17 protein-coding genes, 1 tRNA gene and 2 pseudogenes are annotated in these 26,137 nt (G+C 69.8%); 6 read left to right on the top strand and 14 right to left on the bottom strand.

The annotated features are described in order from the left end of the window. Nucleotides 1-98: 98 nt before the first annotated feature. Nucleotides 99-1,970, top strand: coding sequence for an ABC transporter ATP-binding protein (locus IEY89_RS04625; protein WP_189145947.1), 1,872 nt, complete (start codon nt 99-101; stop codon nt 1,968-1,970). A 131-nt stretch (nt 1,971-2,101) separates the two neighbouring features. Further along, entirely contained in the window at nt 2,102-5,476 is a 3,375-nt protein-coding gene (locus tag IEY89_RS04620; RefSeq protein WP_189146101.1) for a pyruvate carboxylase, read from the top strand. 233 nt (nt 5,477-5,709) lie between these two features. Here the strand turns inward: IEY89_RS04620 and IEY89_RS04615 are convergent, their stop codons facing one another. From IEY89_RS04615 to IEY89_RS04595, 5 genes are all read right to left on the bottom strand, one after another. Then, nucleotides 5,710-6,237, bottom strand: coding sequence for an NUDIX hydrolase family protein (locus tag IEY89_RS04615; protein ID WP_189146100.1), 528 nt, complete (start codon nt 6,235-6,237; stop codon nt 5,710-5,712). A gap of 93 nt (nt 6,238-6,330) precedes the next feature. Then, the gene (locus IEY89_RS04610) at nt 6,331-7,041 is read right to left on the bottom strand and encodes a response regulator (protein WP_189145946.1); all 711 of its coding nucleotides are present in this window, start codon (nt 7,039-7,041) and stop codon (nt 6,331-6,333) included. A 139-nt stretch (nt 7,042-7,180) separates the two neighbouring features. Then, entirely contained in the window at nt 7,181-9,190 is a 2,010-nt protein-coding gene (locus IEY89_RS04605; protein WP_189145945.1) for an FtsX-like permease family protein, read from the bottom strand. 120 nt (nt 9,191-9,310) lie between these two features. After that, nucleotides 9,311-9,997, bottom strand: coding sequence for an ABC transporter ATP-binding protein (locus tag IEY89_RS04600; RefSeq protein ID WP_189145944.1), 687 nt, complete (start codon nt 9,995-9,997; stop codon nt 9,311-9,313). A gap of 35 nt (nt 9,998-10,032) precedes the next feature. Then, nucleotides 10,033-10,401: a DUF4333 domain-containing protein gene (locus tag IEY89_RS04595; RefSeq protein WP_189145943.1), complete on the bottom strand. Its 369-nt coding sequence runs from the start codon at nt 10,399-10,401 to the stop codon at nt 10,033-10,035. Between the two features lie 153 nt (nt 10,402-10,554). On the opposite strand from IEY89_RS04595, the gene IEY89_RS04590 reads away from it, so the two are divergent. After that, nucleotides 10,555-11,721, top strand: coding sequence for a sensor histidine kinase (locus IEY89_RS04590; RefSeq protein WP_189145942.1), 1,167 nt, complete (start codon nt 10,555-10,557; stop codon nt 11,719-11,721). Nucleotides 11,722-12,026: 305 nt separating this feature from the next. On the opposite strand, the gene IEY89_RS04585 is transcribed toward IEY89_RS04590, so the two are convergent. The 3 genes and pseudogenes from IEY89_RS04585 to IEY89_RS04575 form a co-directional block, all read right to left on the bottom strand. After that, the gene (locus IEY89_RS04585) at nt 12,027-12,509 is read right to left on the bottom strand and encodes a Dps family protein (RefSeq protein WP_189145941.1); all 483 of its coding nucleotides are present in this window, start codon (nt 12,507-12,509) and stop codon (nt 12,027-12,029) included. A gap of 35 nt (nt 12,510-12,544) precedes the next feature. After that, nucleotides 12,545-12,785: pseudogene (locus IEY89_RS04580) on the bottom strand (WhiB family transcriptional regulator). A gap of 114 nt (nt 12,786-12,899) precedes the next feature. Further along, nucleotides 12,900-13,751, bottom strand: a complete 852-nt coding sequence (locus IEY89_RS04575; protein WP_189145940.1) for an alpha/beta hydrolase — start codon at nt 13,749-13,751, stop codon at nt 12,900-12,902. Nucleotides 13,752-13,907: 156 nt separating this feature from the next. Between IEY89_RS04575 and IEY89_RS04570 the strand changes: the two genes are divergently transcribed. After that, nucleotides 13,908-14,714, top strand: a complete 807-nt coding sequence (locus IEY89_RS04570) for a sulfite exporter TauE/SafE family protein (RefSeq protein ID WP_189145939.1) — start codon at nt 13,908-13,910, stop codon at nt 14,712-14,714. Here the strand turns inward: IEY89_RS04570 and IEY89_RS04565 are convergent. Together IEY89_RS04565 and IEY89_RS04560 are read right to left on the bottom strand one after the other, a co-directional pair. Beyond that, nucleotides 14,715-15,077: pseudogene (locus tag IEY89_RS04565) on the bottom strand (hypothetical protein); the annotation flags it as partial. A gap of 11 nt (nt 15,078-15,088) precedes the next feature. Next, nucleotides 15,089-15,622, bottom strand: coding sequence for a DUF309 domain-containing protein (locus tag IEY89_RS04560; RefSeq protein ID WP_189145938.1), 534 nt, complete (start codon nt 15,620-15,622; stop codon nt 15,089-15,091). Nucleotides 15,623-15,723: 101 nt separating this feature from the next. Here IEY89_RS04560 and IEY89_RS04555 point away from each other — a divergent pair. Further along, nucleotides 15,724-15,797, top strand: a tRNA-Pro gene (locus IEY89_RS04555). Nucleotides 15,798-16,472: 675 nt separating this feature from the next. Here the strand turns inward: IEY89_RS04555 and IEY89_RS04550 are convergent. Both IEY89_RS04550 and IEY89_RS04545 read right to left on the bottom strand, forming a co-directional pair. Continuing rightward, a complete protein-coding gene (locus tag IEY89_RS04550; protein ID WP_189145937.1) occupies nt 16,473-16,835 on the bottom strand; it encodes a hypothetical protein in 363 nt (120 codons plus the stop codon). A gap of 494 nt (nt 16,836-17,329) precedes the next feature. Beyond that, nucleotides 17,330-17,686 carry a MerR family transcriptional regulator gene (locus IEY89_RS04545; protein ID WP_097289521.1) on the bottom strand — a complete coding sequence of 119 codons (357 nt, stop codon included), beginning with the start codon at nt 17,684-17,686 and terminating at the stop codon, nt 17,330-17,332. A gap of 424 nt (nt 17,687-18,110) precedes the next feature. Between IEY89_RS04545 and IEY89_RS04540 the strand changes: the two genes are divergently transcribed. Continuing rightward, a complete protein-coding gene (locus IEY89_RS04540; RefSeq protein WP_189145936.1) occupies nt 18,111-19,019 on the top strand; it encodes an NADP-dependent oxidoreductase in 909 nt (302 codons plus the stop codon). Between the two features lie 910 nt (nt 19,020-19,929). Here the strand turns inward: IEY89_RS04540 and IEY89_RS04535 are convergent. After that, nucleotides 19,930-20,223 (bottom strand): hypothetical protein, encoded by a 294-nt coding sequence (locus IEY89_RS04535; protein WP_189145935.1) that lies wholly within the window; start codon nt 20,221-20,223, stop codon nt 19,930-19,932. A 473-nt stretch (nt 20,224-20,696) separates the two neighbouring features. Further along, nucleotides 20,697-25,913: a family 43 glycosylhydrolase gene (locus IEY89_RS04530; protein ID WP_189145934.1), complete on the bottom strand. Its 5,217-nt coding sequence runs from the start codon at nt 25,911-25,913 to the stop codon at nt 20,697-20,699. Between the last annotated feature and the right edge of the window lie 224 nt (nt 25,914-26,137).

Below are 26,137 nucleotides of genomic sequence, written 5' to 3'. Positions count from 1 at the left end.
CGCCGTGAACGCGCGGGGGCTCCGTCGTTGTGCCCATCTGTCGGGACGACCCCGGCGACAGCGTGTGGCGGGCCGCCCTACGACGACACAGGGTGGGAATGGGATCGCCTGAATCTCGCGAGGTCTCACCGGGCAAAGGACCGGTGCTCCTCGCACTTCGCTATTACGGACGGGAGTTGGCCCGCCTCAGGTGGCTGACGCTCCCCGCGATGCTGCTGCCGGCGCTCGGCAACATCGGCCTCGCCTACATCGCGCCTCTGGTCGTCGCGAAGCTCGTCGGCAGAATCGCCGACGACGAGGGCATCACCACCGGCTCGGCGATGCCCTACGTCCTCGTCTTCGCCGGCGTGATGCTGGTCTCGGAGGTGCTGTGGCGCGTGGGCCTGCACTGTCTGAACCGCGTCGACGCCCGCGGCATCGAACATCTGTATGTGATCGGGATGGACGAGTTGTTCGCCAAGGACGCCGCGTTCTTCCACGACAACTTCGCCGGATCGCTGACCAAGCGCGTTCTGAGCTTCGCCTCCCGGTTCGAGGAGTTCGTCGACACGCTGACCTTCCAGGTCGTGGGCAGTCTGGTGCCACTCGTGTTCGGGTCGGTGGTGCTGTGGCGCTACGAACCCCTGCTCGTGGTCGGCCTGTTGGCGATGATCGCCCTGACGGCGCTGTGCGTGGTGCCCCTCATCCGGCGCCGCCAGGCGCTCGTCGCCAAGCGCGAGGAGGCGATCGCCCGGGTGTCGGGCCATGTCGCCGACAGCCTGATGAACATGGACACGGTCCGGGCCTTCGCCGCCGAGGAACGTGAGGCCGCCGAGCACCGCTCCCGCGTCGCGGTATCGCGGCGGCTCACGCTGAGGTCGTGGGACTACGGCAACCTGCGCATCGACACCCTGGTGGCGCCGCTGTCCGTGCTGACCAACGCCCTGGGTCTGCTGCTCGCAGTCACGCTAGCCGGGGGTGGGCACGGTGTGGAGACGGTCGTGGTCGCCTTCACGTACTACTCGAACGCCACGCGGATCATGTTCGAGTTCAACCAGATCTACCGTCGGCTGGAGAGCTCGATGACGGAGGCCGCGCAGTTCACCGAACTGCTGCTGACGTCGCCGACCGTGCTCGACCCCGTGGCGCCCGAGGCACTGCGGTCCCGGGCCGCCGACGTCCGCTTCGAGAACGTCACCTTCGCCCACGCGGGCGCCGAGCCGCTCTTCCAGGGACTCGACCTGGCAGTTCCCAGCGGGGCGAAGATCGGACTGGTGGGCCGTTCCGGCGGCGGCAAGACCACGCTCAGCCGACTGCTGCTGCGGATGACGGACATCGACGCCGGCCGGATCCTGATCGGGGGGCAGGACATCAGCCTGCTGCGCCAGGCGGACCTGCGCGGTCTGATCGCCTATGTGCCGCAGGACCCGGCGATGTTCCACCGCACCCTGCGGGACAACATCGCGTTCGCCCGGCCGGACGCCACCGACGCCGAAATCCGCCGCGCGGCCGAGGCGGCACATGTCACGGAGTTCGCCGACGCGCTGCCGGACGGCTTCGACACCATGGTGGGCGAACGCGGGGTAAAGCTGTCCGGCGGACAGCGTCAGCGGGTCGCCCTGGCCCGGGCGATCCTGCGCGACGCGCCGATCCTGCTGCTCGACGAGGCCACCAGCGCACTGGACTCGGAGAGCGAGATCCTCGTCCAGGAGGCGCTGTGGCGGCTCATGGAGGGACGGACGGCGCTCGTGGTGGCCCACCGGCTGAGCACGGTCGCCACCATGGACCGACTCGTCGTCCTCGACCGCGGCCGGATCGTCGAGCAGGGCACGCACCAGGAGCTGCTCGCTACGGAGGGCGCCTACGCGAAGCTCTGGCAGCACCAGTCGGGCGGCTTCCTGGACGACAGCCCCGCACGGGCGGACCTCCGCGGCTGCGTCCTCCCGGGGGACGACCCGGACCCCCGGCAGAAGGCAGGTCGGCTGGAATGACCGGTGCGGACATCCCGCGGCAAACCTGAGTGAACGCGGCCCGGCGGGGGTGAGTGGCCCGGCTCACATGGCGCGAGGCGGGCCGGGCCGACACCATGGGGCGCGTCACCGGCAGGCTGAAGGGATCCAGGATGTTCCGCAAGGTGCTGGTCGCCAACCGAGGCGAGATCGCGATTCGCGCGTTCCGCGCCAGCTATGAGCTGGGCGCGAGGACCGTCGCCGTCTTCCCGCACGAGGACCGCAATTCACTGCATCGGTTGAAGGCGGACGAGGCCTACGAGATCGGCAGGCCGGGACACCCGGTCCGGGCGTACCTCTCCGTGGAGGAGATCGTCCGCGCGGCGCGAAAGGCGGGCGCGGACGCGGTGTACCCCGGTTACGGGTTCCTGTCGGAGAACCCCGATCTGGCGCGCGCCTGCGAGGAGGCCGGCATCACCTTCGTCGGGCCCAGCGCCGACACGCTGGAGCTGACCGGCAACAAGGCGAGCGCGGTGGCCGCCGCCCGCGCGGCCGGCGTACCGGTGCTGGCCTCCTCGGCGCCCTCCGCCGACGTGGACGAACTCGTCCGCGCCGCCGAGGACATCGGCTTCCCGGTGTTCGTCAAGGCCGTCGCCGGCGGTGGCGGACGCGGCATGCGGCGGGTCGAGGAACCCGCCCAGCTGCGTGAGTCCATCGAGGCCGCGGCGCGCGAGGCGGCCTCGGCGTTCGGCGACTCCACGGTCTTCCTGGAGAAGGCGGTCGTCGAGCCACGCCACATCGAGGTGCAGATCCTCGCCGACGGGCAGGGCAACGTCATCCACCTCTTCGAACGCGACTGTTCGGTGCAGCGCCGCCACCAGAAGGTGATCGAGCTGGCCCCCGCGCCGAACCTCGACCCGGAGCTGCGCGACCGGATCTGCGCCGACGCCGTGCGGTTCGCCGAACAGATCGGCTACCGCAACGCGGGCACCGTGGAGTTCCTGCTCGACCGCGACGGCAACCACGTCTTCATCGAGATGAACCCGCGCATCCAGGTCGAGCACACGGTGACCGAGGAGGTCACCGACGTCGACCTCGTACAGTCACAGCTGCGCATCGCTTCCGGTGAGACACTCGCCGACCTCGGCCTCTCCCAGGAGACGGTCACCCTGCACGGCGCGGCGCTCCAGTGCCGGATCACCACCGAGGACCCCGCCAACGGCTTCCGCCCGGACACCGGCAGGATCAGCGCCTACCGCTCACCTGGCGGCTCAGGCATCCGGCTGGACGGCGGCACCACCCATGCCGGTACGGAGATCAGCGCGCACTTCGACTCGATGCTGGTCAAACTCACCTGCCGGGGCCGCGACTTCGGGACCGCGATCAGCCGGGCCCGGCGTGCCGTCGCCGAGTTCCGGATCCGTGGCGTGGCCACCAACATCCCCTTCCTGCAGGCCGTACTCGACGATCCGGACTTCCGCAACGGCCGGGTCACGACGTCGTTCATCGAGCGACGACCGCACCTGCTCACGGCACGTCACTCCGCCGACCGCGGTACGAAGCTGCTCACCTACCTCGCCGACGTCACGGTGAACAAGCCGCACGGTGAACGGCCCGAGCTGATCGACCCGGTCAGCAAGGTCCCGCCCCTGCCGAACACGGAACCGCCCGCCGGCTCCCGGCAGCGGCTCGTCGAACTCGGCCCGGAGGGCTTCGCCAGGTGGCTGCGCGAGTCACCGACCATCGGCGTCACCGACACCACGTTCCGCGACGCCCACCAGTCACTGCTGGCCACCCGGGTCCGTACCAAGGACATGCTCGCCATCGCCCCGGTGGTGGCACGGACCCTGCCCGAGCTGCTGTCCCTGGAGTGCTGGGGCGGCGCCACCTACGACGTCGCGCTCCGTTTCCTCGCCGAGGACCCCTGGGAACGCCTGGCCGCACTCCGGGAGGCAGTTCCGAACATCTGCCTGCAGATGCTGCTGCGCGGCCGTAACACCGTGGGCTACACGCCGTACCCGACCGAGGTGACCGACGCCTTCGTCCAGGAGGCGGCAGCCACCGGCATCGACATCTTCCGGATCTTCGACGCGCTCAACGACGTCGGGCAGATGCGGCCCGCCATCGACGCCGTACGTGAGACGGGAACGGCGATCGCCGAGGTCGCCCTGTGCTACACGTCCGACCTGTCCGATCCCTCCGAGCGGCTCTACACCCTGGACTACTACCTCCGCCTCGCCGAGCAGATCGTCGACGCGGGAGCCCACATCCTGGCCGTCAAGGACATGGCAGGCCTGCTCAGGGCCCCGGCCGCCGCAACCCTCGTATCGGCGCTGCGCCGCGAGTTCGACCTGCCGGTGCACATTCACACCCATGACACCGCGGGTGGTCAGCTCGCCACCTACCTCGCCGCGATCCAGGCCGGCGCGGACGCGGTCGACGGTGCGGTGGCCTCCATGGCGGGTACCACCTCGCAGCCCTCGCTGTCGGGCATCGTCGCCGCGACCGACTACTCCGAGCGGCCCACCGGGCTGAGTCTGCAGGCCGTGGGCGATCTGGAGCCGTACTGGGAGAGCGTCCGGAAGGTCTACGCACCGTTCGAGGCCGGCCTCGCCTCACCGACCGGGCGCGTCTACCACCACGAGATCCCCGGGGGCCAGCTGTCCAACCTGCGCACCCAGGCGGTCGCGCTGGGCCTCGGCGACCGCTTCGAGGCGATCGAGGCGATGTACGCCGCCGCCGACCGGATCCTCGGCCGGCTGGTGAAGGTCACCCCGTCGTCGAAGGTGGTCGGGGACCTCGCACTCCACCTCGTCGGCGCCGACGTCTCGCCGGACGACTTCGAGGCGACGCCGAACAGGTTCGACATTCCCGACTCCGTCATCGGCTTCCTGCGCGGCGAACTCGGCAACCCGCCCGGCGGCTGGCCGGAGCCGTTCCGCACCAAGGCGCTGGAGGGCCGCGCCGCCCCCAAGCCGATGACGGAACTGACCGCGGACGACCGCACGGGGCTGGCCAAGGACCGACGGGCGACGCTCAACCGGCTGCTGTTCCCCGGGCCGACCCGCGAGTACGAGGCACACCGTCAGACCTACGGCGACACCAGCGTGCTGGCCAGCAAGGACTTCTTCTACGGGCTGCGTCCCGGGACGGAGTACGCCGTCGACCTCGAACAGGGCGTACGGCTGCTCATCGAGCTGGAGGCCGTGGGCGAGGCCGACGAGCGCGGCATGCGCACCGTGATGTCCACCCTGAACGGTCAACTGCGGCCGATCCAGGTGCGCGACACCGCCGTGTCCTCCGACATCCCGGCTACGGAGAAGGCGGACCGGGCCAACCCCGGGCATGTCGCCGCGCCGTTCGCCGGAGTGGTGACCCTCGCCGTCGCGGAGGGGGACGAGGTGGCGGCCGGCGCCACGGTGGCCACCATCGAGGCGATGAAGATGGAAGCCTCGGTCACCGCCTCGAAGGCGGGGAAGGTGACGAGGCTGGCCATCAACAGGATCCAGCAGGTGGAGGGCGGCGATCTGCTCGTCGAGATCGCCTAGTTCGCCTGAATGAGGGGTGGTCCATGGTGCTCCTGAGAGTCCGCAGGAGCACCATGGACCCGCCCCCCGGCCGACCTGTTCCCACCGGTGCTCATCGCCGCCGGGCGGGTGGCCGACCGGGCGTACCGGGTGGGCGTCCGGCCCTGGTGCCATGGAGGGCGCGGACGAAGTGACTGCTGTCCGTGAACCGCCGGTGAGCGACGGGTTCCGAAACGCTCGGCCGGTCGCCCTGGTCAGGACAGGCAGCCGACATGGGCCAGGGCCTGCTTGAGGAGGACTCCCTGACCACCCGGCATCTCGTTCTGGACCACGGGGGAGGACGCCTCCTCCGGGCTGAACCAGACCAGATCCAGGGCGTCCTGGCGGGGACGGCAGTCGCCGGCCACCGGGACGATGTATGCGAGCGACACCGCGTGCTGGCGCGGGTCGTGGAACGGAGTGACCCCCAGGGTCGGGAAGTACTCCGCGACGGTGAACGGTTGCGGGGATGCCGGGACCCGGGGCAGTGCCACCGGGCCCAGGTCCTTCTCCAGGTTGCGCAGGAGGGCGTCGCGCACACGCTCGTGGTGCAGGACGCGGCCCGACACCAGAGCGCGGCTGACAGTGCCGTCCGAGCTGATGCGCAGGAGCAGGCCGATCTTGGTGACTTCACCGTTGTCGTCGACGCGCACCGGTACTGCTTCGACGTACAGGATCGGCATCCGTGCGCGAGACTGTTCGAGCTCGTCGGGTGCCAGCCAGCCGGGCGTGGTTTCGATCATGTCAGACATTGGCTGATCGTACTTTCAACTCGTCCTGTTTCTGCATAGCCGCTCCACGTCGAACGCGCCACATCCGGGTGACCCGCCCCACTCTCACGCCTCCCGGCGCGCATGTCCGTTCTGCCATGCCCAGGCCGCGATCTCCACCCGGTTCCGGGCGGCCAGCTTCAGCTGCACGCTCGACAGGTGCGTCTTGACCGTGGAGAGGGAGACGAACAGCGCGGAGGCGATCTCCGCGTTGGTGCGGCCCAGCGCGACCAGCCGGACCACGTCGAGTTCCCGCTCGGTGAGAGGTTCCTTGAGCGTCGCCGCGGAAACCGGGGGCGTCGCCGCAGGGCGTGACGCGGTGCCCTGCGGGGCGGTGATGTGCTGGAGCAGACGGACCGTGATCGACGGCGACACCAGGGAGTCACCGGCCGCCGCGGCCCGTACCGCCTCCGCGAGGAGGGTGGGCCCCGAGTCCTTGAGCAGGAACCCGCAGGCGCCGCCGCGCAGTGCCCCGTACACGTATTCGTCGAGGTCGAAGGTGGTGACCACGACGACCCGCATCGGGTCGGTCACACCGGGGCCGGCCAGCAGCCGGGTCGCCTCCAGGCCGTCGAGCCTGGGCATCCGGATGTCCAGCAAACACACGTCAGGACGCTCACGCCGGGCCAGCGCCACGGCCTCCTCCCCGTCCGCGGCCTCGGCGACCACGGTGATGTCGGGCTGGGCGTCCAGGAAGAAGCGGAAGCCGGTACGGACCATGTCCTGGTCGTCCGCGATGAGGACGCGGATCGGAGGGCTGGGCTGGGCGGGCGTCATGGCTCGATCATGCCTCAGGGGTAGGAGGGGAAGGTGGTGCACTGGGGAGAGAGGGGGACGAGGAGAGGGGGACGAGGAGAAGGGGCGTGGCCCCTCGTGATGGTCCTCGCCGTTGCCGGCCCTGACGTGTGCTTCGCCCTCAGTCCGCCGTCCGCGCAGCGTCCTCCGTGACCGCCCGCAGCAGTGGCCTGCTCGCTCCTATCGCCGCGAACATGGCCAGTGCGCCCACGGTCACGCACCCTGCCAGGGTCACCGCGCCTGAGGTGCTGATCGTGCTGTCGAACAGCTTGTTGACCTGGAAGGCGGCGTAGATTCCGGCGGCGGTGGTGCCGCCGGCGAGCACGACCAGCGGGAGGACCGTCTCACGGAACCTCGCCCGGTCGAGGAGCTTCAACGGCGTGCCGGCCAGCCGCAGCAGGGCGTAGACGCGTCGCCGGTCGAGTACGTTCGCGGCGGCGGTCAGCCCGGCGGAAGCGGTCGCGACGAGGAAGCTGACCACGAGCGCGGCGGCGCCCAGTTCGCCCAGTCGGCCGGTGAAGGCCTCGCTCTCGGCGTTGGCGTAGTCCTGGGTGTACGGGAGCTGGCCCGGCACCAGGTTCTGCAACGCGGTGATCGTGGTGTCGAGCTCCGAGGTGCCGCCGGAGACATGAACGACCACTCCGGGGGTGCCGGACACAAGCCCGTCGTCGTCGCCGTCGCTCATGAAGACGGTCGCCTTCACCCCGGCCGCGTGGAGCAGCGTGCGGGCCTCGGTGGTGGCGGTGCGGGCCGCGGCGGTACTCGTGGTGGGGACGGCGACCTGGCCGGGAAAGCGGTAGCTGTCGATGCCCACGTTGCCCACGGTGAAGAACCCGGCGACGAACCCGGCGAGGACCAGCCCGCTGACGGTGCGCCAGGAGCCGCGCGGGTCGTCACTGAGCCGGCGCGCGGCCAGCAGAGTCGCCGGACGGCGGGCGAAGCGGGCAGTGATCCGGCCGAGGCGGTCCACGACCCAGGGGCCGAGCAGCCAGAAGGCGCCGTAGAACATCAGCAGCATCACCAGTAGCTGACGGGAGCCCGCGCCGCCCGAGGAGGTCGTCACGTAGATGTAGAGCAGGACCGCCACGAAGAGGAGAAGGCGGATGAAACGGGTGCGGCGCGGGTTCGCCTGCTGGGCCACCCCCAGCGGAGAGATCGCCACCTGACGCAACGTCAACATGGCGCTCACCGCGATGAGAGCGGCCACGAACACCACGATGGCCAGCAGCCAGGGCAGCCCCACCCACAGTCGGCCGGTGTACCAGGTGCCGATGCCGAACGGGATCTCCGCGAGCGCGGGCAGCAGCAGACAGTACGCCAGCGCGCCCACCAGAGCCCCGGCCGCACCGACGACCCCCGACTCCAGACCGGTCATCGCGAGGATCTGGCGCGGTGTCGCCCCCGCCAGCCGCAGGGCGGCGAGCCGCTGTTCACGCCGGGCCGCACCGAGCCGTCCGGCTGCCGCTGCGAGCACGATCACGGGGACGGCGACGATCGCCACCCCCATCGACACCGCCGGCTTGTCCGGCGAGGTGAACACGCTGACGTCGCTTCCGTCGAAGCCGGAAACCACGGCGCGTGCGGTGAGCCCTCCGAACTGGGCGAACATGCCGAGTGGTTCGGCCGCGGTGGAGACCGCCGGGTCGGACGCGGCCCTCCCCACGACGGCCACCAGCTCTTCGGGCGCCGCGAGCCCGGCGTCGCCGATGGTGCCGTACGAGGACACCTTCGGGAAGCGGTCGGCGAGTTGGTTCGCCGGTGTGCTGTGCAACAGGCCGGCCAGAGCGGGCGAGACGTACACCTGCCCGGGCTTCGGGAACCCGGTCAGCCCGGGGGGCGCCGGAGTCGCCTTGCGGCCGGGCAACTGGGCCAGCGACACGACGGTGACCGGGCGGTCACCGAGGTACGTCGTCCCGACGGTCTGGACGGCAGTGCCGTGCCGGTCGGGGGCCGGGATGCGCCAGGCGGTGTCGTGGGCGCGGGCACCGCTGCCGAAGCAGGCGGCCGTCAGCACCAGCAGGATCAGCGAACCGACGGCCGCGGCGCCGACCGCGAGCAACTGGCTGTGCAGGCCGCGGCGGCCGGAGCGGCGCGCGAGAAACCACGTCAGCTGTGGGACGGGCGAGGACATGAGGGCTCCGGGGTGATCGAGAGGGCGCGGGGGCCGGTGCTCGGGGCAGGCGGGGGAGTCGGGCGATGCGGAGGCGAACCGGAGCAGAGGGAAGGGCGCCGGGGTGCCAGGGCCGGGGCCTCAGGGCATGACGGTGCACTGATGGTGGCCCGTGATCCGGCCGTCGCGGACCTGGAGAACACGGTCGCAGTGGGCGGCGACGTCCGGGTCGTGCGTGACCATCACCAGGGAGGCGCCCTGTTCGCGGGTGACCGAGGTCAGCAGCCGGACCACCTCCTCGCCGGTGCCCTGGTCCAGCGCGCCGGTCGGCTCGTCGGCGAAGACCACGTCGGGCTGGACGACCAGCGCGCGGGCTATCGCGACGCGCTGGGCCTGACCGCCGGACAGCTGACCGGGGCGGCGCTTCTCCAGACCGTCGAGGCCGAGCGGGGCGAACCAGCGGCGGGCCAGGGAGACAGCCCGGCCACGGGGCATGCCGTCCAGCATCAGCGGCAGGGCGATGTTCTCCTCGGCGGGCAGTTCGGGCAGCAACTGGCCGAACTGGAAAACGAATCCGAACCGCTTGCGACGCAGTTCGCTCAGCCGGTTCTCGCCCAGGTTGTCGATGCGCTCGTGGTGCAGCAGGACCTCGCCGCCGTCCGGACGGACGACTCCGGCCAGGGTGTGCAGGAGGGTCGATTTCCCGGACCCCGACGGACCCATGATCGCCAGTGACTCGCGGACGCCGACCTTCACGTCCACGCCGTGCAGCGCGATGGTGGAGCCGTACTTCTTGGTGAGGCCGAGACCGGCCAGGACGGTGCTCATCGTCTTCTCGTTCTCCTTGGTCTCTTCGCCGCTGCTCAGCGCTCGAACTTCCAGGTCACGGAGGTGCCCGTCGCCGTGACCACCGTCACCGGTATGTCGATGTCCTTGCCCTTGCCGGTGTGGCCCGTGCACGTGATGCTCGCGCCGGCCACGGCTTTCAGACCGGTCGGGCAGGACACCCGGGAGACCTTCGTGCCCACCCAGGGCAGCGGGTGGAACTTGCTCTGGGCGCGGCCCGCGACGATGTCTGCCGCCAGGGCCTTGTGCCCGTCCACCGTCACCGCCGTGAACCTGTCCAGGGAGGTCGTCGACTCGGTGCCCGCGAGCAGATGGGTTCCGACGCCGGCCAGCGCGACCGTGGCGGTCGCACCGCCGATCACGCTGATGAGGGCCTTGCGCTGCATCTCGTACTCCTGAAGGTGGGGCGGTGTGGGCAGTGGCTCCACTCTGTCCCGCGGGCACGAGCACGCGCCTCGGCCGTCCGGCCACCCTTCACGGACCGGTCCTCGACCATTCGGCCGATCCCGCCGTCGCCGTCCGCGCATACGGTGATCCGCATGACATCGGACTCGCCCCGCAGTTGCGCCCGGGCTTTCGTCGTCACGCTCCTGGTCATGTCGGGGATCCCCGACCTGCTCAACGCGAGCGAGGGCGGCTATGCGATCTGGCCCTACGCGGTCGTCCTGGGAATCGGGTACGCCGCTCTGCTGTGGCCGGCCAGGCGGCGGCCACACTGGCTCACCCCGCAGTTGCGCACGGGCGCACCGGCCGTCGCCTCGCTGCTGTTCACGGCGGCCTCGCTGCTGCTGGGCCAGGAGGCACTGTTCGGCCCGGGCGAGACGGCCGTCCTGCTGAGTCTGCTGTTCATCGCGGTACGGCACTGTCCGCAGCCCTGGACCGTCGTCTGCGGGATCCTGACCGGCATCGCGCTGCTCGGCACGCCCGCGCGCTTCTACCAGGACGACACGTCCGGCCTGCTGGGCTTCATGATGGCGGCGCTCGTCCTGATCGGCGTCGTCGGGGGTCTGGCCGCGTTCATGCGCTCGCAGGACTACCGGCGGACCGTGGCGGTCGTCGAGACCCGGCGGGCGGAACGGGTGGCGATCGCCGCCGACCTGCACGACTTCGTCGCGCACCATGTCACCGGCATCCTCGTCCAGACGCAGATGGCCCGGATGATGGCCACCACCCAGCCGGAGCATCTGGACACCGTCCTGGCGGGTATAGAACGCGCGGCCACGGAAGCCCTGGCGTCGATGCGCCGTACTGTCGGCGTGCTGCGCGACACAGGCCCGGACGCCGCCGACCGCAGACCCGTCGGCGACCTGGCCGGCATCGCGGAACTGGCGGACGGCTTCGCGAGCCCGGTCCAGCACGTCACCCTCGACCGGGACCCCACGGTCCCGGAGGACCTCCCGCACGAGGTGCAGGCCGCCGCGTTCCGGGTGGTGCAGGAAGCGCTGACGAACGTACGGCGGCACGCGGCCGACGCCACCGAGATCACCGTCCGGCTCCGCCACGACGGCCGGCGACTGGAGGTCGGTGTGACCGACGACGGACTGGGCGGCACCCAGCTCCCGGCCGCCGCACACGGTGGCGGCTTCGGCCTGGTCGGCCTCACGGAACGCGTCACGGCCCTGGGCGGAGCCCTGCGCGCGGGGCCCCCGGCCGGACAGACACAGGGTTGGGAGGTACGGGCGCTCTTCCCCACAGGGAAGGTATGACCCTGCGGGGTTCTCGCGGCGCCGATGTCGCGGATTTCGAACACCGCACCGACTCCGTCACACCCGGCAAGCGCGCCGGCGTCGTCGCGCTCGACGCCAACGGCGCTGAACACGGCGCCGACCGGTGGGTGTACCGGCCGGAATGCGGCCCGTACACCCACCGGTCGACTCGCCACGACGGTCGACGTGGTGGACGCCGTGGACTTCCTGCTGTGCAACCGCTCAGTCAACGCGACCGACCTGAGCGTCGGCGGGGAGTGGCTGCCGGGGTGAGGAACGTCAGGAGAGGGCGGCAGGGAATCCGGTCAGGCGTCGCGGGTCGCGTTCTCCGCCTCGAACATCCAGCGCTGTTTCTCCAGTTCGGCCGTGATGCCGATCAGCAGGTCCTGGGTCACCGGATCTGCCTCCTCCGTCGCACCGATACGTTCACGCAGGCGCTCGATCGCCGTCGCCAGTGCCTCGACGAGGAGCCGGACGACGTCCGTGTCCTGGATCCAGCCGTCCTTCGGGCCCTGGAACACGGAGGCCGAGGCGACGGTTTCCGGGCGGCCGTCCGGCGACACGCCGAGTGCCGCCGCGCGCTCCGCGACGGTGTCGGAGAACGTGCGGGCCGCCGACACCACCTCGTCGAGGTGCAGGTGGATCGAACGGAACCTGGGCCCCACGATGTTCCAGTGGGCCTGCTTCCCGATCAGTGACAGCGCCAGCAGATCCACCAGAGTCGCCTGCAGGGCGTCGCCGGTGATCCGGCGCTCCGGCTCGGGCAGGCTGCTCTTCACGACGGTCATGGGTGCTCCTCCTCGTTTCTCGGCCCGGATTCTCGCTACCGGACCCGTTCTCGCGCGTTACGGAGCAGCGCGGCGCGTTCGTCCTCGCAGGTGCCGCCCCACACGCCCGCGGTCTGACCGCTGCGCAATGCCCGGTCCAGGCTGCGAGGCCACCGGGCAGTGGGCGCACACGAGCTTCGCGGCGGCGATGTCCCGCACCGCCGGCCCCATCGTGCCCACGGGGAAGAACAACTCGGGGTCCTCCCCTTTGCATGCGGCTCGCCGCAACCACTCCATGCAAACGCGGGTGCCCAGGCCCGAGGGACGGAAACGTGACAGAAACGGCCACCGGTGGCGACGAAGAGCGATCAGGACCCGGGGAGGAGGGACATCAGCCTCCGGGGAGGGCGATCATTCGGGCCGGTGCGCGAGCGCCCGGTCCACGAAGGCGGTCAGCTCGGCGAAGGCCGACGCCCTGTCCGTCTCCAGGAAGACTTCGTGCCGGGCGCCCGGGAAGATCCGCTCGGTCCAGTCGGTGCCGCGCAGTTCCTCGACGCCCACGCGGCTCCCGGCGAGCGGGACGAGCCGGTCGTCGTCGCCGTGCAGCCACAGCAGCGGCAGCGGTCCGATGTCACCACTCTTCGCCACGGTCTCCAGTGTCCGTACGAACGCCTCCAGCGTCGGCCGTTTCATCGGGCCGTGCCAGACCAGCGGGTCCGCCGCGTACGCCGCCCCGACCGCGGGATCGCGGGACAGCGCGGCCGGGTTGATGGGCCGGTCGGGGATCTCGTCGAGGTCGAGCAGCCGCCCCGGGAGGTCCCAGCTGCCGAGCACGGGCGCGGACAGGACGAGCGCGGCGAGTTCGTCGCCGTACCGCTGCGCGAAGCGGGCCGCGATCAGGCCGCCGGCGGAGTGGCCGATCAGGACGACCGGCACGTCCGGGTGAGCGGCCCGGGCGAGGTCGGCGACGGTGTGCAGGTCCGTGACGACGTCCTCGAAGTCCACGATCACCGCCCGTTCGCCCGCCGACCGGCCGTGTCCCTGGTGATCGGGGCCGAGGACGGCCGCACCGTGAGCCACGAGGACGCGGGCGAGCTCGTCATAGCGGCCCGTGTGTTCCCCGTACCCGTGGGAGAGGAGGGCGAGGTAGCGGGGTGGTGGGTCGAGTGGGCGTTCGGAATCACCGCGGGCGGTCCGGGGCCACTCGCGGACGGCGATCGCGCCCCTGGTGCCGGTGAGGTTGTACTCGCGGGACTCGGCCATGGCATCTCCGGCTGCGTCGTGGAGCGTGTGCGGTGTGTGTGGATCTTCCCAGGGGCAGGGCGGCCGGTCCACGGTGACGCGTCCGGGTGGGGCAGGGGTCACTTGGCGAGACGGTGCTTACGGCGGCAGTTGGGTGGGCTTAGCATCGGTGTCCGCATGAACACGATGACGCTCTGGCACATAACGCACTGGGAGTTCGCGGCGCTCGCCGCCGCGGCGGTGCTCGTCGGCTTCTCCAAGACCGCCGTCAGCGGGGCCAACACGGTCAGCCTGGCGATCTTCGCGGCAGTCCTGCCCGCCCGCGAGTCCACCGGCGTGCTGCTGCCGATCCTGATCGCCGGGGACGTGCTCGCCGTCCTGACCTATCGCCGACACGCCCACTGGCCGACCCTGTGGCGGCTGTTCCCGGCGGTCGCGGTGGGCGTGGTCGTCGGCACGGTGTTCCTGGTGTGGGCGGACGACGAGGTCGTACGGACCTCGATCGGGGCGATCCTGCTGTTCATGTCCGGGGTGACGGTGTGGCGCCGACGGCGGACGGAGGCAGCGCCGGAATCGGAGTCGGCTGCGGAATCGGCGGGGAACGAACCGGACGCGGTGAGTACACCCACCGGCCGTCTGAAGGCTCGCTCGTACGGTGTCCTGGGCGGCTTCACGACGATGGTCGCCAACGCGGGCGGCCCGGTCATGTCGATGTATCTCCTGTCGGCCGGTTTCCGGAAGCTCGGCTTTCTGGGAACGTCGGCGTTCTTCTTCCTGATCGTCAACGTCTCGAAGGTTCCCTTCAGCGCCGGCCTCGGCCTGATCGACGGCCAATCGCTGCTGCTGGACGCGGCGCTCGTGGTGTTCGTGATCCCCGGGGCGTTTCTCGGCAAATGGGCCGTGAGCCGAATCAACCAGCGGCTGTTCGAGCAGCTGGTGATCGCGGCCACGGTGGTGGGCGGGGCGCAGTTGCTGCTGCGCTGATCAGCGGCCGTCCGGGCGCCGCCCCGGGCCGAGCATGGCCTGCGTGCGGTCGACGGCGCGCAGGATCTCGTCCCGGTTCCTGGCGCTCTTGATCCATACCGGCAGCCGGGCGACCAGGGTCATTTTCTGACCGGTGTCGTACCAGGGCGCTCGCTCGCGCAGGGAGGCCGCGACGAACCGCCTGATGTGGGTCAGGTGTTCGAGGTTGTACGCCCACAGCCAACCGTGACGGGTCTCCGTCTGCAGCCACACGGGGATGCGGAAGTACGGGTCGTGTGCCGGGGCGGCCGTGCCGCCCGAGAACACGACCGAGCTGCCGGACCAGCCCCGGGACAGACCGCAGGCGCCGCACACAACGCGGCCGTCTGCCCAGGTCAGCCGTCGGCGGTACGGCTCGACAACCGTGGTGCCCGGGCCTCCGCGTCGATGGCCACGGACTCCCGCTCCACCTCCGCCGCCAGCTCCCGCGCCCAGGCGACGACCCCCGAGAGGTCCATCCCGTACGGCTCCGCTCGCGCACCCACGGCTGCCCACTCCTCGACCGCGCCGGCCCCGCGCCGCAACAGCCGGACGCCGCCCGTGACGTTCCCGCGCGCGGCGTGCGTGAGCCCCACGGCCAGCTGCGCGAGCCCCCGCCACAGGCCGCGCTCCTCCTCCGGCCCCGACTTCCAGGCGTCCTCGAAGACCTCGTGCGCGTGGAACGGTTTTCCCGCGTCCAGCAACGTCTGCGCCTCGGCGACGCTCTCCTCGGGGCGGCGTACGACCCCTTCGGGCTGCCGGCCCACCCCGTGCTCGCCGTACGGCAGCGGGCGCCCGAGCCCGTCCCGTGGCCGCGCGTTGCGAGCCCGCCCCTCCTGGTCCCGGTCCCGCCCGTCCCCTGCTGCCCGATCCTCAGACGCACTGCTCATGCACCGATTGTCGCGCGCCCCCTGCCGTCTTAGGGGCAGCCCCTGACGTGGGGTAAAGTTCTGCACGCGTGATCACGCGGGGCAACCGCGGGAAACGGCACCGGGACGTGGCGCAGCTTGGTAGCGCACTTGACTGGGGGTCAAGGGGTCGCAGGTTCAAATCCTGTCGTCCCGACTCGAACGAGTCGCAGGTCAGGGGCGGTTTCGGAGGAATCCGAAACCGCCCTTCGGTCATTTCTGGGGACCAGGTGGGGACCAGCCTTCCTTGACCGGCGTCAGCGGGTGAGGACAGTCGTTGCGGGAAGAGATCGCGGGGCGCGCAACGCGCTGAGGTGTGCGGAGAGTGCCGCACCGGCGGCTGCTTCAACGGCACCCTGACCGTCACCGCGATCGTCATCCAGCCCTGTGACACCGCCCACGAGCCATCAGTAACGGCTTCGGTGCCGGTGGCGTCGGAGACCCCGGCCGGCCGAGGCCCACTTCGCATCCACCAGCGGCGAGGCCGCCGCGTGGTCCATGCGCACCGGCCGCAGCGACGACCTCGTCGCCCTGGCTGATCCCGGCGGCTCACGGCGAGTGCGGGTCGACTGCGCGGGTCGGCCCGCGGCCGGGCCCCTGCCGGAGGGCGAAGGAACCCGGCGCGGTGTCGCACGCTACCCCGTACGGTTGATCCGCAGCTGTCGGTTTTCGACGAGTGCTACCGGAACCCCTGCTACGGGCAGCTGTTGGCCCAGATGTGCGAGCTGATCTTGTCGTTCGCGTGCTCGCCGTTGTTGAACACTTCCCAGCCGAGGTCGAGGTTGCCCCAGCTGTCGCCGAGACGGATACACATGTTGGGGCCGCTGTATGCCTAGTCCCGGTGCAGGCGGATGTCGTCGAACACGGCCACGTATCCGTTGTTCCAGACGGACGTGGTGATGTTGTCCATGTTGGGGCAGTTGCTGATGCTCCGGTAGTCGCGCTCGTTGCCGCCCATGCCGCACCAGGTACCGGTGAAGTTGAGGTCCTGGTACACGTAGACCCTGGCGTCGGCCGCGGCGGCTCGCTGCGTCGACGGCTTCGGCGCCGCCGCCCCCGACGTGGATCCGGTGGCCGCCGTTCGCGCGGAATCCGCCGAACCGGAGGCACGTTCGTCCGCTGCGCTGAAGGGGGCTGTGGCGACCATCAGTCCGATCGCCGCAAGGCCCAGCAGGGTGCTTTGTAGTGTTCTCATGGCTCTCCTTGATGGTTCTGGGCTGATTTCCCGGGGTGTAATTCGCTTCCCTGCTGCGCAGGAATGAGATCCCCACTCAGTTGGCAGTGCGGCGACAAGGAAGAGGCCACGTCCACCTGTTGAGAGTGGCCATGGCGAAGTCCGGGTGAGCGGCCATGCGAATCCAGGCTGATGGCCACAGGAAGTCACCTGTCCACCTCTCCGGTATCGATGGCGTGGTCGATCCAGCCGCAGGCCGCCCGAACTCTTGCTGTCCGCTCGTGGACGTTGTCCGGTCGGAGAGGTTGCGGCTGACGGTCCTGCGGTGTGCCGGTACCGTGGTCAGCCGCGGCCTGCCCTGCCCACCGCTGCCCGGCGTGTGTCCGGGGGCAGCGAGCGCGACGAACGCTGTTTCGACGGCCTCCGGATACGCCTGGGGCTTCCCGTGGCCGGCCAGTGCCCGGTGGATGCCGGATCCGGACAGGTCGGGGCCCCCACCCCTCGCGACGGGTTGATCAGTCCTGCGCCACGTTCGCTGCGGTCACATTCTCGATCACGCGGCCGAGTTTGGTCTTGGCCCGGGTCAGGTCCTGGATGCGTGCGGCGATGCGGTCGCGTTCGATGATGAGCTGGTCGAGCATGGCGGGGGTCGCGACGCCGGTGCTCACGCACGGCAGGAGTTCGACGACGGTACGGCTGGAGAGGCCGGCCGCGAAGAGGTCCTGGATGAGCTGGACCCGCTCCAGGGCTTCGTCGGGATAATCACGCTGACCTCCGGGCGTCCGCGCCGATTCCAGGAGCCGCTGTTCCTCGTAGTAGCGCAGGGCCCGCACGCTGACCCCTGACCGCCTGGCGAGCTGTCCGATGCGCATGACGCAGGTCATCCCTTCCCGCTCGTATCTCACGTCGACGTCAGGTTCAGGCTAGCAATACCGGCTCCGGGGCAGCCCTGGGGGCCGATCGAACCCTTGCCGGCGCCGGGATCGATCATGACCCGGTGGCGGACCCGAGGGCGTTCACGTGGTTCACGTACGCATGGCAGTCCTCGCGTCGCGCCGGGATCGCCGAGCCCGCCCGAGGGCGCATGGGTGTCGACCGTGACGGGCGGCGTGATCCCTCGTACTGGCGCAGGCCCTCACGCTCACCCCCGCCCGCTCGGCAACCTCACCCATCCGCGCCTGTCCTCCTCCGGCCGGGCGGCAGTTGCGGCTTGCACCTCACGTCAACGTCAGGTTCTAGAGTGACGGGCGTCGGATGAACACGTCATTCCGGCCCGTCAAAGTAAGGCAGACCATCATGCGCGCAGCCCGGTTCCACGAATACGGCGGAGTGGAGAGCCTGGTGATCGAGCAGGCCCCCGACCCCCACCCCGGACCCGGTGAGATTCGTGTCCGCGTCGCGGCGGCCAGCGTCAATCCCATCGACTGGAAGCTGCGCTCCGGCGCCCTGCACCAGATCTTCCCCCTGGATCTGCCCGACATTCCCGGGCGCGACGGCGCCGGTGTGGTCGACGAGATCGGTGTCGGGGTGCAGGGGGTGAGCATCGGCGACCGGGTCTTCGGGCTGGGCGGCGTCACCGGCGCGACCGCAGAGTTGCTCATCCTCTCGGCCTGGGCGCACACCCCCGCCACGTGGAACGACGAGCAGGCCGCAGGCGCCGGTCTCGCGTCCGTGACCGCGATAGGTGGACTGAACGCGCTCGGCTCCCTCGCGGGGCGCACCCTCCTCGTCGAGGGCGCCGCCGGAGGCGTGGGCAGCGCGGCGGTCGAGATCGCCGTGGCACAAGGTGCTGCCACCGTGATCGGGACAGCCAGCGAACGCAACCACGAGTTCCTCACCTCTCTCGGCGCCGTTCCCACCACCTACGGCCCCGGCCTCGCACAGCGCCTCACCACCCTCGCTCCGCACGGCGTCGACATCGTGCTCGACACCGCGGCCTCCGGCTCCCTGGACGGCCTCGTGGCGATCGCGGGCGACCCGAAGCGCGTCGCGACGGTCGCCGACCACGCGGGCGGGCAGCGCCTGGGCACGCATGTGGCCAACGCGGTGAACGACTCCGCCCTCCTGTCCGCGGCGGCGGAGCTGGGCGGGCAAGGCCGCTACACACCCCGTATCGAACAGACCTACCCCCTGGAACGGATCGCCGACGCCCACACGCACGCCGAGCGCGGACGCACCCGAGGAAAGATCGTGATCTGCATCTGAACAGGCCGATCTGTATCTGAACAGGCCCACGAGGTGGGTAACTCGCAACGTGCGGGCCTGCGTGGCGAGCGTGCCCTCGATCGGTACCGTTGAGCGGGCGGTCCGGAGCGGGCCGATCTCCATGGCGCCTCGTCAAGCAGGCCGCCCCCACTCGGGCACTGCACGTGGCACATGAGCCGTCGTCCACGTGGCACTGGCCTCATCCAGTCGAGACCGGCGTGAACGGTACCCATGCCGCCCGCGCCGAGACGGCCGGTGATCCGGTAGGGGCTGACCTGCTTCGGGTCACCAGAGCGGGCAGGCTGTACCCGCGCCTCTGCGCGAGCGATGCTCACAGGGTTCGTTCCTCTTCTGCGGTAGAGCGTCATGAGACTGGACGCACACCTGTGAACGGAGCCCCCAGCCCTGGGAACGGGATCGTATCGGCAGACTGCCGCAATGAGCGGGGCAGTTCGCAGCTTGGTTGTCGCGAGGACGCTTCACGGAGTGGCCTGGCGGCAGAGCTATGACATGCGGGTGGGGACCAGTTGGGGACCACACGGTGTGCGCGATGGCGCACGGCAGAGCCTTGGACACACAAATCGCATCCAGATTAAGACTGTTACATCCAGAAAATACCCCCGACCCTCACTCCTGGGGGTCAAGGGGTCGCAGGTTCAAATCCTGTCGTCCCGACGGTGTTCACCAGCGGGTCTGCGAGAAACGGCAGGCCCGCTGGTCGCGTTCGGGTGCCATGTGATGGCGGCGTGATGCCAAATCCGTGGTGGGTGACAGTGACCGTCAGCCGCCGTCGAATGTGTGGAGCCGTCGCGGACCAGCGGCGGAACGGCATCGGGTCGGTGTCAGTCACGGTCGGCAAATGTGTCGTCGTGGTCGGAGGACGGGGCGCCGATCCTGATGGCGGGCCTCGTCAGTGCTGGAGGTTCGGTCCGGCCATCGTGTCCGGCCCGGACACCCGGGTCCGGCGGGTGCGCGGGTCGCGCCGGCGCCGGTGTGCCGCCCCGCGCATCGCCATGGCCAGACCCAGGCAGAAGATCAGTGCCAGAGCGAGGCCGGAGCAGAAGATGGCCAGGGTGTTCAGGGTGGCGATATCGCGATCGAGCAGCGACACGGTGTAATCGGGCCCGCCGGACAAATTGTCGGCGATTACCAGACCCGTGAACGCACCGGTGGCCGCGAGGAGGAGCAGTCCGATGAACCGCATCCGAGTCATCTCCTCAGGGAGCCTGAGAGACCTCAAGGGGTCATGTCACCGCCACGAGTACCCGTGATCCGGTGGGCCACACGGACCGGGCGCTGCGGTCAAGCCCTCCCCACCTGCGCACGCCCTCACGGATGGTGGTGATCATGCCGAGCATCGGTATCCAGATGTCGTCGAGCGGTTCGACCCTGATCGGCTCCTCCTGGACCCTTTTGGGGAGGAAGCAGTTTGTAGCCTGACGCCCGGCTTCGAGCCCATGAGTCCGGTGCCACCGATCACTACGACTTCACATGGCCCATGCCTTCCGCATGCGGTCCTTGTGCCGGGCGAGACCTGACAGCGGCTCTCCTTGTGACAGGGGTGCGCCGGAGCCGGGCGGCGGAACGCCGAGGGCGCGCACACCGAGCGGGCGGTGAGGCCCAACTCGGTGTGCGCGCCCTCAGGTCCAGCTGTCCGGCGCGACCTGTACCTCCCGCCTATCGGCGGAAGACGATGCCCTTGGTCGCGGTCCCCGTGCGGTTGTCGTACACGACGTCGCCCGTGGACTTCTTCCAGATCCGGATACGGAACGTGTCCGGCTTGTCCGTCGCCGTGATACGGAAGGCGTAACCGTCCTTGCCGTTGACCGTGCCGGAGCCCTGGTACACCGCCGTGGAGCCGGTGACCACCAGCCAGTCCGAGGACGTGGAGCGGAACCGCACCTTCGCCTTCGACTTGCCGGGCGCCGCGAGGTCGAAGGAGGCCGTGGCCGTCGGGACCGTGGCGCCCTTCCGGTAGAGGGCGCCGAAGGAGAAGGCCGCCTTGCCGGTCAGCTTCGGGTCGGCCGGGTAGGCGCCCGGCCGGGAAGCGATCACGCCGGTGCCCGCCACGCCGGCCTTGGGGTCGAACACGATCAGCTCGGGGAGCTGAACGGTGGCCGCTGCCTTGTCGTCGTCCGTCACCGTGACCGTCGGGCGCATGATGCCCGCCTTCAGGTAGGCGTGGCTCGCCTCACAGATGCCGTTCGTTACCTTGCCCGACGTCGGGGTGGTGCCGTCCTTCCAGTCGATCTTGCAGGTGTGGGTGTCGGCGCGGCCCGGGTCGGTGAACTTCGCCGAGATGCGCGCCGGGGTGTTCTTGCCCGCCGGGACCGGGGTCCTCGGGCCCTGGACCGAGGTGATCGATGGCGGCGCGTTCGTGACCGTCACCTTCAGGGTGTCCTTGCTGCGGCCACCCGTCAGCGTGACCTCGTACGTGCCGTTGTCCCGGCAGGTGAGGGACGTCGGGATCGTGGTCGTGCTGGAGAGCGTGCAGGGGGTTGTCGGGCTCACGCTCCAACTCGGCTTGCCCGCACCGGAGATGGTGCCCGTGAGCGGGATCGTGCTGCCTTCCTGGCCCTTGGCGTCCGCGCCCGCGTGGACGATGGTCACCGGGTCGATGCTCGACAGGGTCGGGATCACCTTCTTGATCAGACCGTCGGCGTCGAACTCCAGCTTGTCGATGGTCGTCTCGCGGTGCATGCCGTCGCCGCCGGGGATCGCGAAGCGGTGGTAGGCGATGTACCAGTCGTCGGTGTTCGGTACCTGGACGATCGAGTGGTGGCCGGGGCCCTTGATGCCCAGGGAGAGGTCCTTCTGCAGGATCAGACCGCGCTTGGTCCAGGGGCCCGTGGGCGAGGGACCGGTCGCGTAGGCCACCTGGTAGTTCTCGTCGCGGGTGTCGTTCTCCGACCACGTGAAGTAGTAGGTGCCGTTCCGCTTGATGACGAACGTGCCCTCGTTGTAGTTGCTCGGCGTCATGTCGACGACCTTCGACGCGTCGAAGGAGACCATGTCGTCGCCCAGGGGGACGACGTAGGCGCGGCCGTTGCCCCAGTAGAGGTACGACGTGCCGTCGTCGTCGGTGAAGACCGCCGGGTCGATCATCTGGCCCGGGTAGTCACCCGCCTTCAGCAGCGGCTTGCCCAGGGCGTCCTTGAACGGGCCCGTCGGGGAGTCCGACACCGCCACGCCGATGTTCGCGTCGGCGCAGAAGTAGAAGTAGTACTTGCCGTTCCTCTCCTCCATGGCCGGTGCCCAGGCGCGGCTGTCGGCCCAGCTGACGTCGGGACCGAGGTCCAGGATGACGCCGTGGTCCTTCCAGTGGACAAGGTCGGTGGAGGAGTACGCCTTGAACTGCGTGCCGCTCCAGCCCTCGAAGCCGTCGGTGGTCGGGTAGATGTAGAAGGTGTCGCCGAAGCGCACGATGTTCGGGTCCGCGTTCAGACCCGGCAGCACCGGGCTCTTCATCTCCACGGCCGACACCGTCCAGGTGCGCTTCTTGCCGTCGGAGCCGGTGACCTCGTACGTGACCGGCTTGGTGAAGTCGCGCAGGGTGCCGGAGGCGGGGCTGATGGTCGCGCCGTGGGCCAGGGTGAACTCCGGTGCCAGGGCCTTGACATTGCTGCCCGGGGTGAGCGGCAGGACGACCTTGCCGTCCTTGTCGTTGATGATCGCGTCGACCTTGAGCGCCGGGTGGGTCGCCGCGGCGATCCCGGTGGTGTTGCCGCTCAGTTCCAGGACCTCGGCGGGCGTCAGGGCCCGGTTGTAGATCCGGAAGTCGTCGACCTCGCCACCGAAGTACGGGTCCGGGGAGTACATGGACTTGCCGATGTAGCCGGAGTAGTCCTTCGCCGGGTCGTACAGCTCGGAGGGCTTGATGGTGACACCGTTCACGCGGGCCGCCTCGGCACCGTCGACGTAGAGGACCGCCGTCTCGGTCGCGCCGTCCAGGGTGACGGTGAGGTGCTTCCACTGGCCCTGGGTGAGCTGGGAGCCGCCGATCATCTGCTTCTCACCGGACCAGGTGGCCTTGGTGATCGCGGAGAACAGCTTGCCGGCGCCGTTGGAGGGCGTGGCGAACAGATACTTGTTGCTGTCGGGGCCGAGCCCGAACAGCCACTGGAAGTTGTCGCCGCCCTTCCACTTGACGTAGGTGGAGACGGTGACGCTGTTCGCGTCCTTCAGGACCCCGCCCGGGATCTTCACGTACGGCGAGCTGGAGCCGCTGTTGCCGCCGGCCATCTTGAACGAGCCGCCGTCGACGCCGGTCCCGAAGTCGGGCGTACGGACATAGGTGCCGTGGTAGCCGTGGCCGCTGGAGTCGCGGGCGATGCTGCCGCCGGTCTCGTCGAAGTCGTAGCGCAGGAGCAGGTCGGCAGGGACGTCCGGGCCCTCGGCGGAGACAGTGACCTCGGCGTTGACCTCGATCGCGGAGTCGCCCGCCAGGTCGCCCTTCACCGTGAAGGTGCCGGCCTGCGCGTACTGCGACTCGGCCACGGCCTCCCAGGTGACGGCGACGGGTCGCTTCACACCGTCCGCGGACTCGGCGATGACGGTGGCGGGCAGGACCGGGGCGTCACCGATACGCGTCTGGACCTTGACGTCCTCGGCGTCCGTGATGATCTGGTCCGGCTGGTAGGTCTTCAGGAGCCGGTCGTACTCGGCCTGGGTGACCGGGAGCACGGTGCCGTGCCGGGGCTTTGACGGCAGGTCGTAGTTGGTGGACGGGGTCCAGACGCCGGAGGCGAGGTCCGTCGTCTCGAAGGGGATGTAGCCGCGACCGCCGAACTCGTCGAGGAACGCGTACCACTTCTCCTCGGTGTTCGACTTGAACACCAGGGGACCCTCGGCCGCGCTCATCGCACCCTTGCCGATGCCCTCGGCGACGGCGGTGTAGGACGGGTTGAGGATCGAGTCGCTCTTCTCCTCGAAGATGAACTTGCTGTTCGGCGTCGAGGAGCTGTTGTTCCGTTCGTCCTTGGAGAGGCGGTAGTAGGTGTCCTTGTCCTTGATCATCGTGGAGTCGATGACCGAGTAGCCGCGGTCGATCCACACCTTGGGCTCGCTGAAGGTGCGGAAGTCACGGGTCGTCGCGTACATCATGCGGTTGTACGTGTCGCCGGAGTGGTCGGCGTTGTCGTACAGCTTCGAGGCCCAGAAGACGACGTACGAGCCGAGTTCGGCGTCGTAGAAGGCCTCCGGCGCCCAGGTGTTGCCCGCCGAGTCGGGGGAGACCTTCACCAGCCGCTGGTCGGTCCAGTGGACCAGGTCCGTGGACTCCCACACCATGATGGACTTGCTGCCGGTGCGCTGGGAGGCGTCCCAGTCACCGTTGCCGTAGATCCGCAGGTCGGTGGCGATCTGGTAGAACTTGTCGCCCTCGGGGGAGCGGATGATGAACGGGTCGCGCAGGCCCTTCTCGCCGAGCGTCGACGTCAGGACGGGCTTGCCGTCGTTCAACTCCCGCCACTTCAGCGGGTCGTTGCCCTTGCTGAGGGCCGCGTAGAGCTGTTCGCCGTCCGAGGTGCCCTCGCCGGTGAAGTAGCTGAACATGTAGCCCTTGAGGGCTTCCTTCGCGGGGAGTTCGGGGACCTTGGCCGTCAGGGTGCGGGTCGCGGTGGCCGTGCCCTTGGTGATCGTCGCGGTCAGGTCGACCGTCGTGCCGCCGGCGCCGTGCGCGGGGCGGTGGACCACACCGTCGGTCGCGATGACGTCCGGGTTCGCCGAGGACCAGGCAACCGCCGTGCCGTAGACGCCCGTTGAGGGCAGCGTGATGTTGCCGCGTACGTCGTCGATGTTCGGGACGGTCAGCGCCTCGGCGGCCCGCTCGGTGGCCGTGGCGTCGTCGAAGAGGGCCGGGACGGTGACGCCGAAGGTCTTGGTGTCGCTCACCGGGCCCTTCTTCAGGGTCGCCGTGAGCGTGGCGTGGCCGTCCGGCTGGCCGGCGGCGGGGCGGGTGACGGCGCCGGAGGACGAGACCACGGAGGCGTTGTCGGTCGCCCAGGTGATGGCGGAGCCACCCGCGGGGCCCGCGCTCGGCAGGGTCAGGTCGGCGACCACCGCGCTCGTGTCGCCCAGTGTCAGGGCCGACCTGTCGGCGGCGACGCCCTGCGCGGCGACGGGGAGGGAGAGTTCCTCGACCTCCGAGCCGGCCAGCGCCCGGTTGTAGACCCGGAAGTCGCGGATGTTGCCCTTGAACAGGTTGTCGCCGGGGTAGACCGACTTGCCTAGGTAGTTGGCGGTGGTCGTGCCGGAGCCGATGGAGCCGGGGGTGAGGGTGATCGCCGTGTTGCGGCCCACCTCCACGCCGTCCTCGTAGAGCACGCCCGTGTTGCCGGTCTGGGTGTAGGTGATCTGCTTCCAGACCGCGCGCTGCAGGTTCGTGCCCGCGCTCCGCGTCGTCTGTTCCGTCGACCAGTTGCCGCTGGCGATCGAGGTCCGGTACGAGTTGCCCGTGGTGAACAGGTAGCCGTTGCCGGCCGTGCCGCTGGTGTTGCCGAAGCCGTAGATGAAGTACGGGTTGGACTGGGCGGAGTCGACCTTCACGTCCATCGAGACGGTGATCGAGTTCATGCCGCTCATGATGTTGTCCGGCACCTTGACGTAGGTGTCGGACCCGTTGAAGGCAAGGCCCTCACCGGAGTTGGACCAGCCGGCGGTCCCGTTCACCGTGCCCGTACGGCCGTTGCCCGAGGCGTCGGCGACGGTCGTGCCCGAGGCCGCGTCGAGCTTGTACCAGAGGGCCAGACCGTCGGTGAGATCGGACGCGGCGGCCTGCGCGGGAGCCGATATGGCCAACGGCCCGGCGAGGCCGAGGAGAAGCGATGCGGCGGTCAGTCCGGCGAGCCGTTGTGACCAGGGTCTGCTGCGGCCGCGTGATCTCGCGAGTTGCATCGTTTCGGCTTCCTCTGCTCGGACACGGGGGGCGGTAGGGGGGTGTAACGGGAGACATCAGATTTCGTCTGTGTGTCCGCGCGTTGCGAGAGTGTCAATCGGTGCGACCTGGGTCGTCAAGAGTTTTCGAACGATGTTCGGCAGGTCGGACAACTTGTTTTTACGCAACCGACGTCAACCGGAACCGAACCTGTCACAAACGTTGACGTGTGCATCCCGTGTAC

The organism is Streptomyces lacrimifluminis (genome assembly GCF_014646095.1).
Lineage (GTDB): Bacteria > Actinomycetota > Actinomycetes > Streptomycetales > Streptomycetaceae > Streptomyces > Streptomyces lacrimifluminis.
The sequence above is the reverse complement of the archived record's forward strand: the minus strand, read 5'-3'. Positions and strand labels throughout refer to the sequence as shown.

Excerpts from the sequence above, each read along its gene's own strand:
- IEY89_RS04550 (WP_189145937.1), bottom strand. The coding sequence starts at position 16,835 with ATGAGAACACTACAAAGCACCCTGCTGGGCCTTGCGGCGATCGGACTG.
- IEY89_RS04615 (WP_189146100.1), bottom strand. The coding sequence starts at position 6,237 with ATGATCGAAACCACGCCCGGCTGGCTGGCACCCGACGAGCTCGAACAG.
- IEY89_RS04540 (WP_189145936.1), top strand. The coding sequence starts at position 18,111 with ATGCGCGCAGCCCGGTTCCACGAATACGGCGGAGTGGAGAGCCTGGTG.
- IEY89_RS04585 (WP_189145941.1), bottom strand. The coding sequence starts at position 12,509 with ATGACCGTCGTGAAGAGCAGCCTGCCCGAGCCGGAGCGCCGGATCACC.
- IEY89_RS04610 (WP_189145946.1), bottom strand. The coding sequence starts at position 7,041 with ATGACGCCCGCCCAGCCCAGCCCTCCGATCCGCGTCCTCATCGCGGAC.
- IEY89_RS04625 (WP_189145947.1), top strand. The coding sequence starts at position 99 with ATGGGATCGCCTGAATCTCGCGAGGTCTCACCGGGCAAAGGACCGGTG.
- IEY89_RS04545 (WP_097289521.1), bottom strand. The coding sequence starts at position 17,686 with ATGCGCATCGGACAGCTCGCCAGGCGGTCAGGGGTCAGCGTGCGGGCC.
- IEY89_RS04605 (WP_189145945.1), bottom strand. The coding sequence starts at position 9,190 with ATGTCCTCGCCCGTCCCACAGCTGACGTGGTTTCTCGCGCGCCGCTCC.
- IEY89_RS04560 (WP_189145938.1), bottom strand. The coding sequence starts at position 15,622 with ATGAGCAGTGCGTCTGAGGATCGGGCAGCAGGGGACGGGCGGGACCGG.
- IEY89_RS04535 (WP_189145935.1), bottom strand. The coding sequence starts at position 20,223 with ATGCGGTTCATCGGACTGCTCCTCCTCGCGGCCACCGGTGCGTTCACG.
- IEY89_RS04530 (WP_189145934.1), bottom strand. The coding sequence starts at position 25,913 with ATGCAACTCGCGAGATCACGCGGCCGCAGCAGACCCTGGTCACAACGG.
- IEY89_RS04575 (WP_189145940.1), bottom strand. The coding sequence starts at position 13,751 with ATGGCCGAGTCCCGCGAGTACAACCTCACCGGCACCAGGGGCGCGATC.
- IEY89_RS04590 (WP_189145942.1), top strand. The coding sequence starts at position 10,555 with ATGACATCGGACTCGCCCCGCAGTTGCGCCCGGGCTTTCGTCGTCACG.
- IEY89_RS04620 (WP_189146101.1), top strand. The coding sequence starts at position 2,102 with ATGTTCCGCAAGGTGCTGGTCGCCAACCGAGGCGAGATCGCGATTCGC.
- IEY89_RS04570 (WP_189145939.1), top strand. The coding sequence starts at position 13,908 with ATGAACACGATGACGCTCTGGCACATAACGCACTGGGAGTTCGCGGCG.
- IEY89_RS04600 (WP_189145944.1), bottom strand. The coding sequence starts at position 9,997 with ATGAGCACCGTCCTGGCCGGTCTCGGCCTCACCAAGAAGTACGGCTCC.
- IEY89_RS04595 (WP_189145943.1), bottom strand. The coding sequence starts at position 10,401 with ATGCAGCGCAAGGCCCTCATCAGCGTGATCGGCGGTGCGACCGCCACG.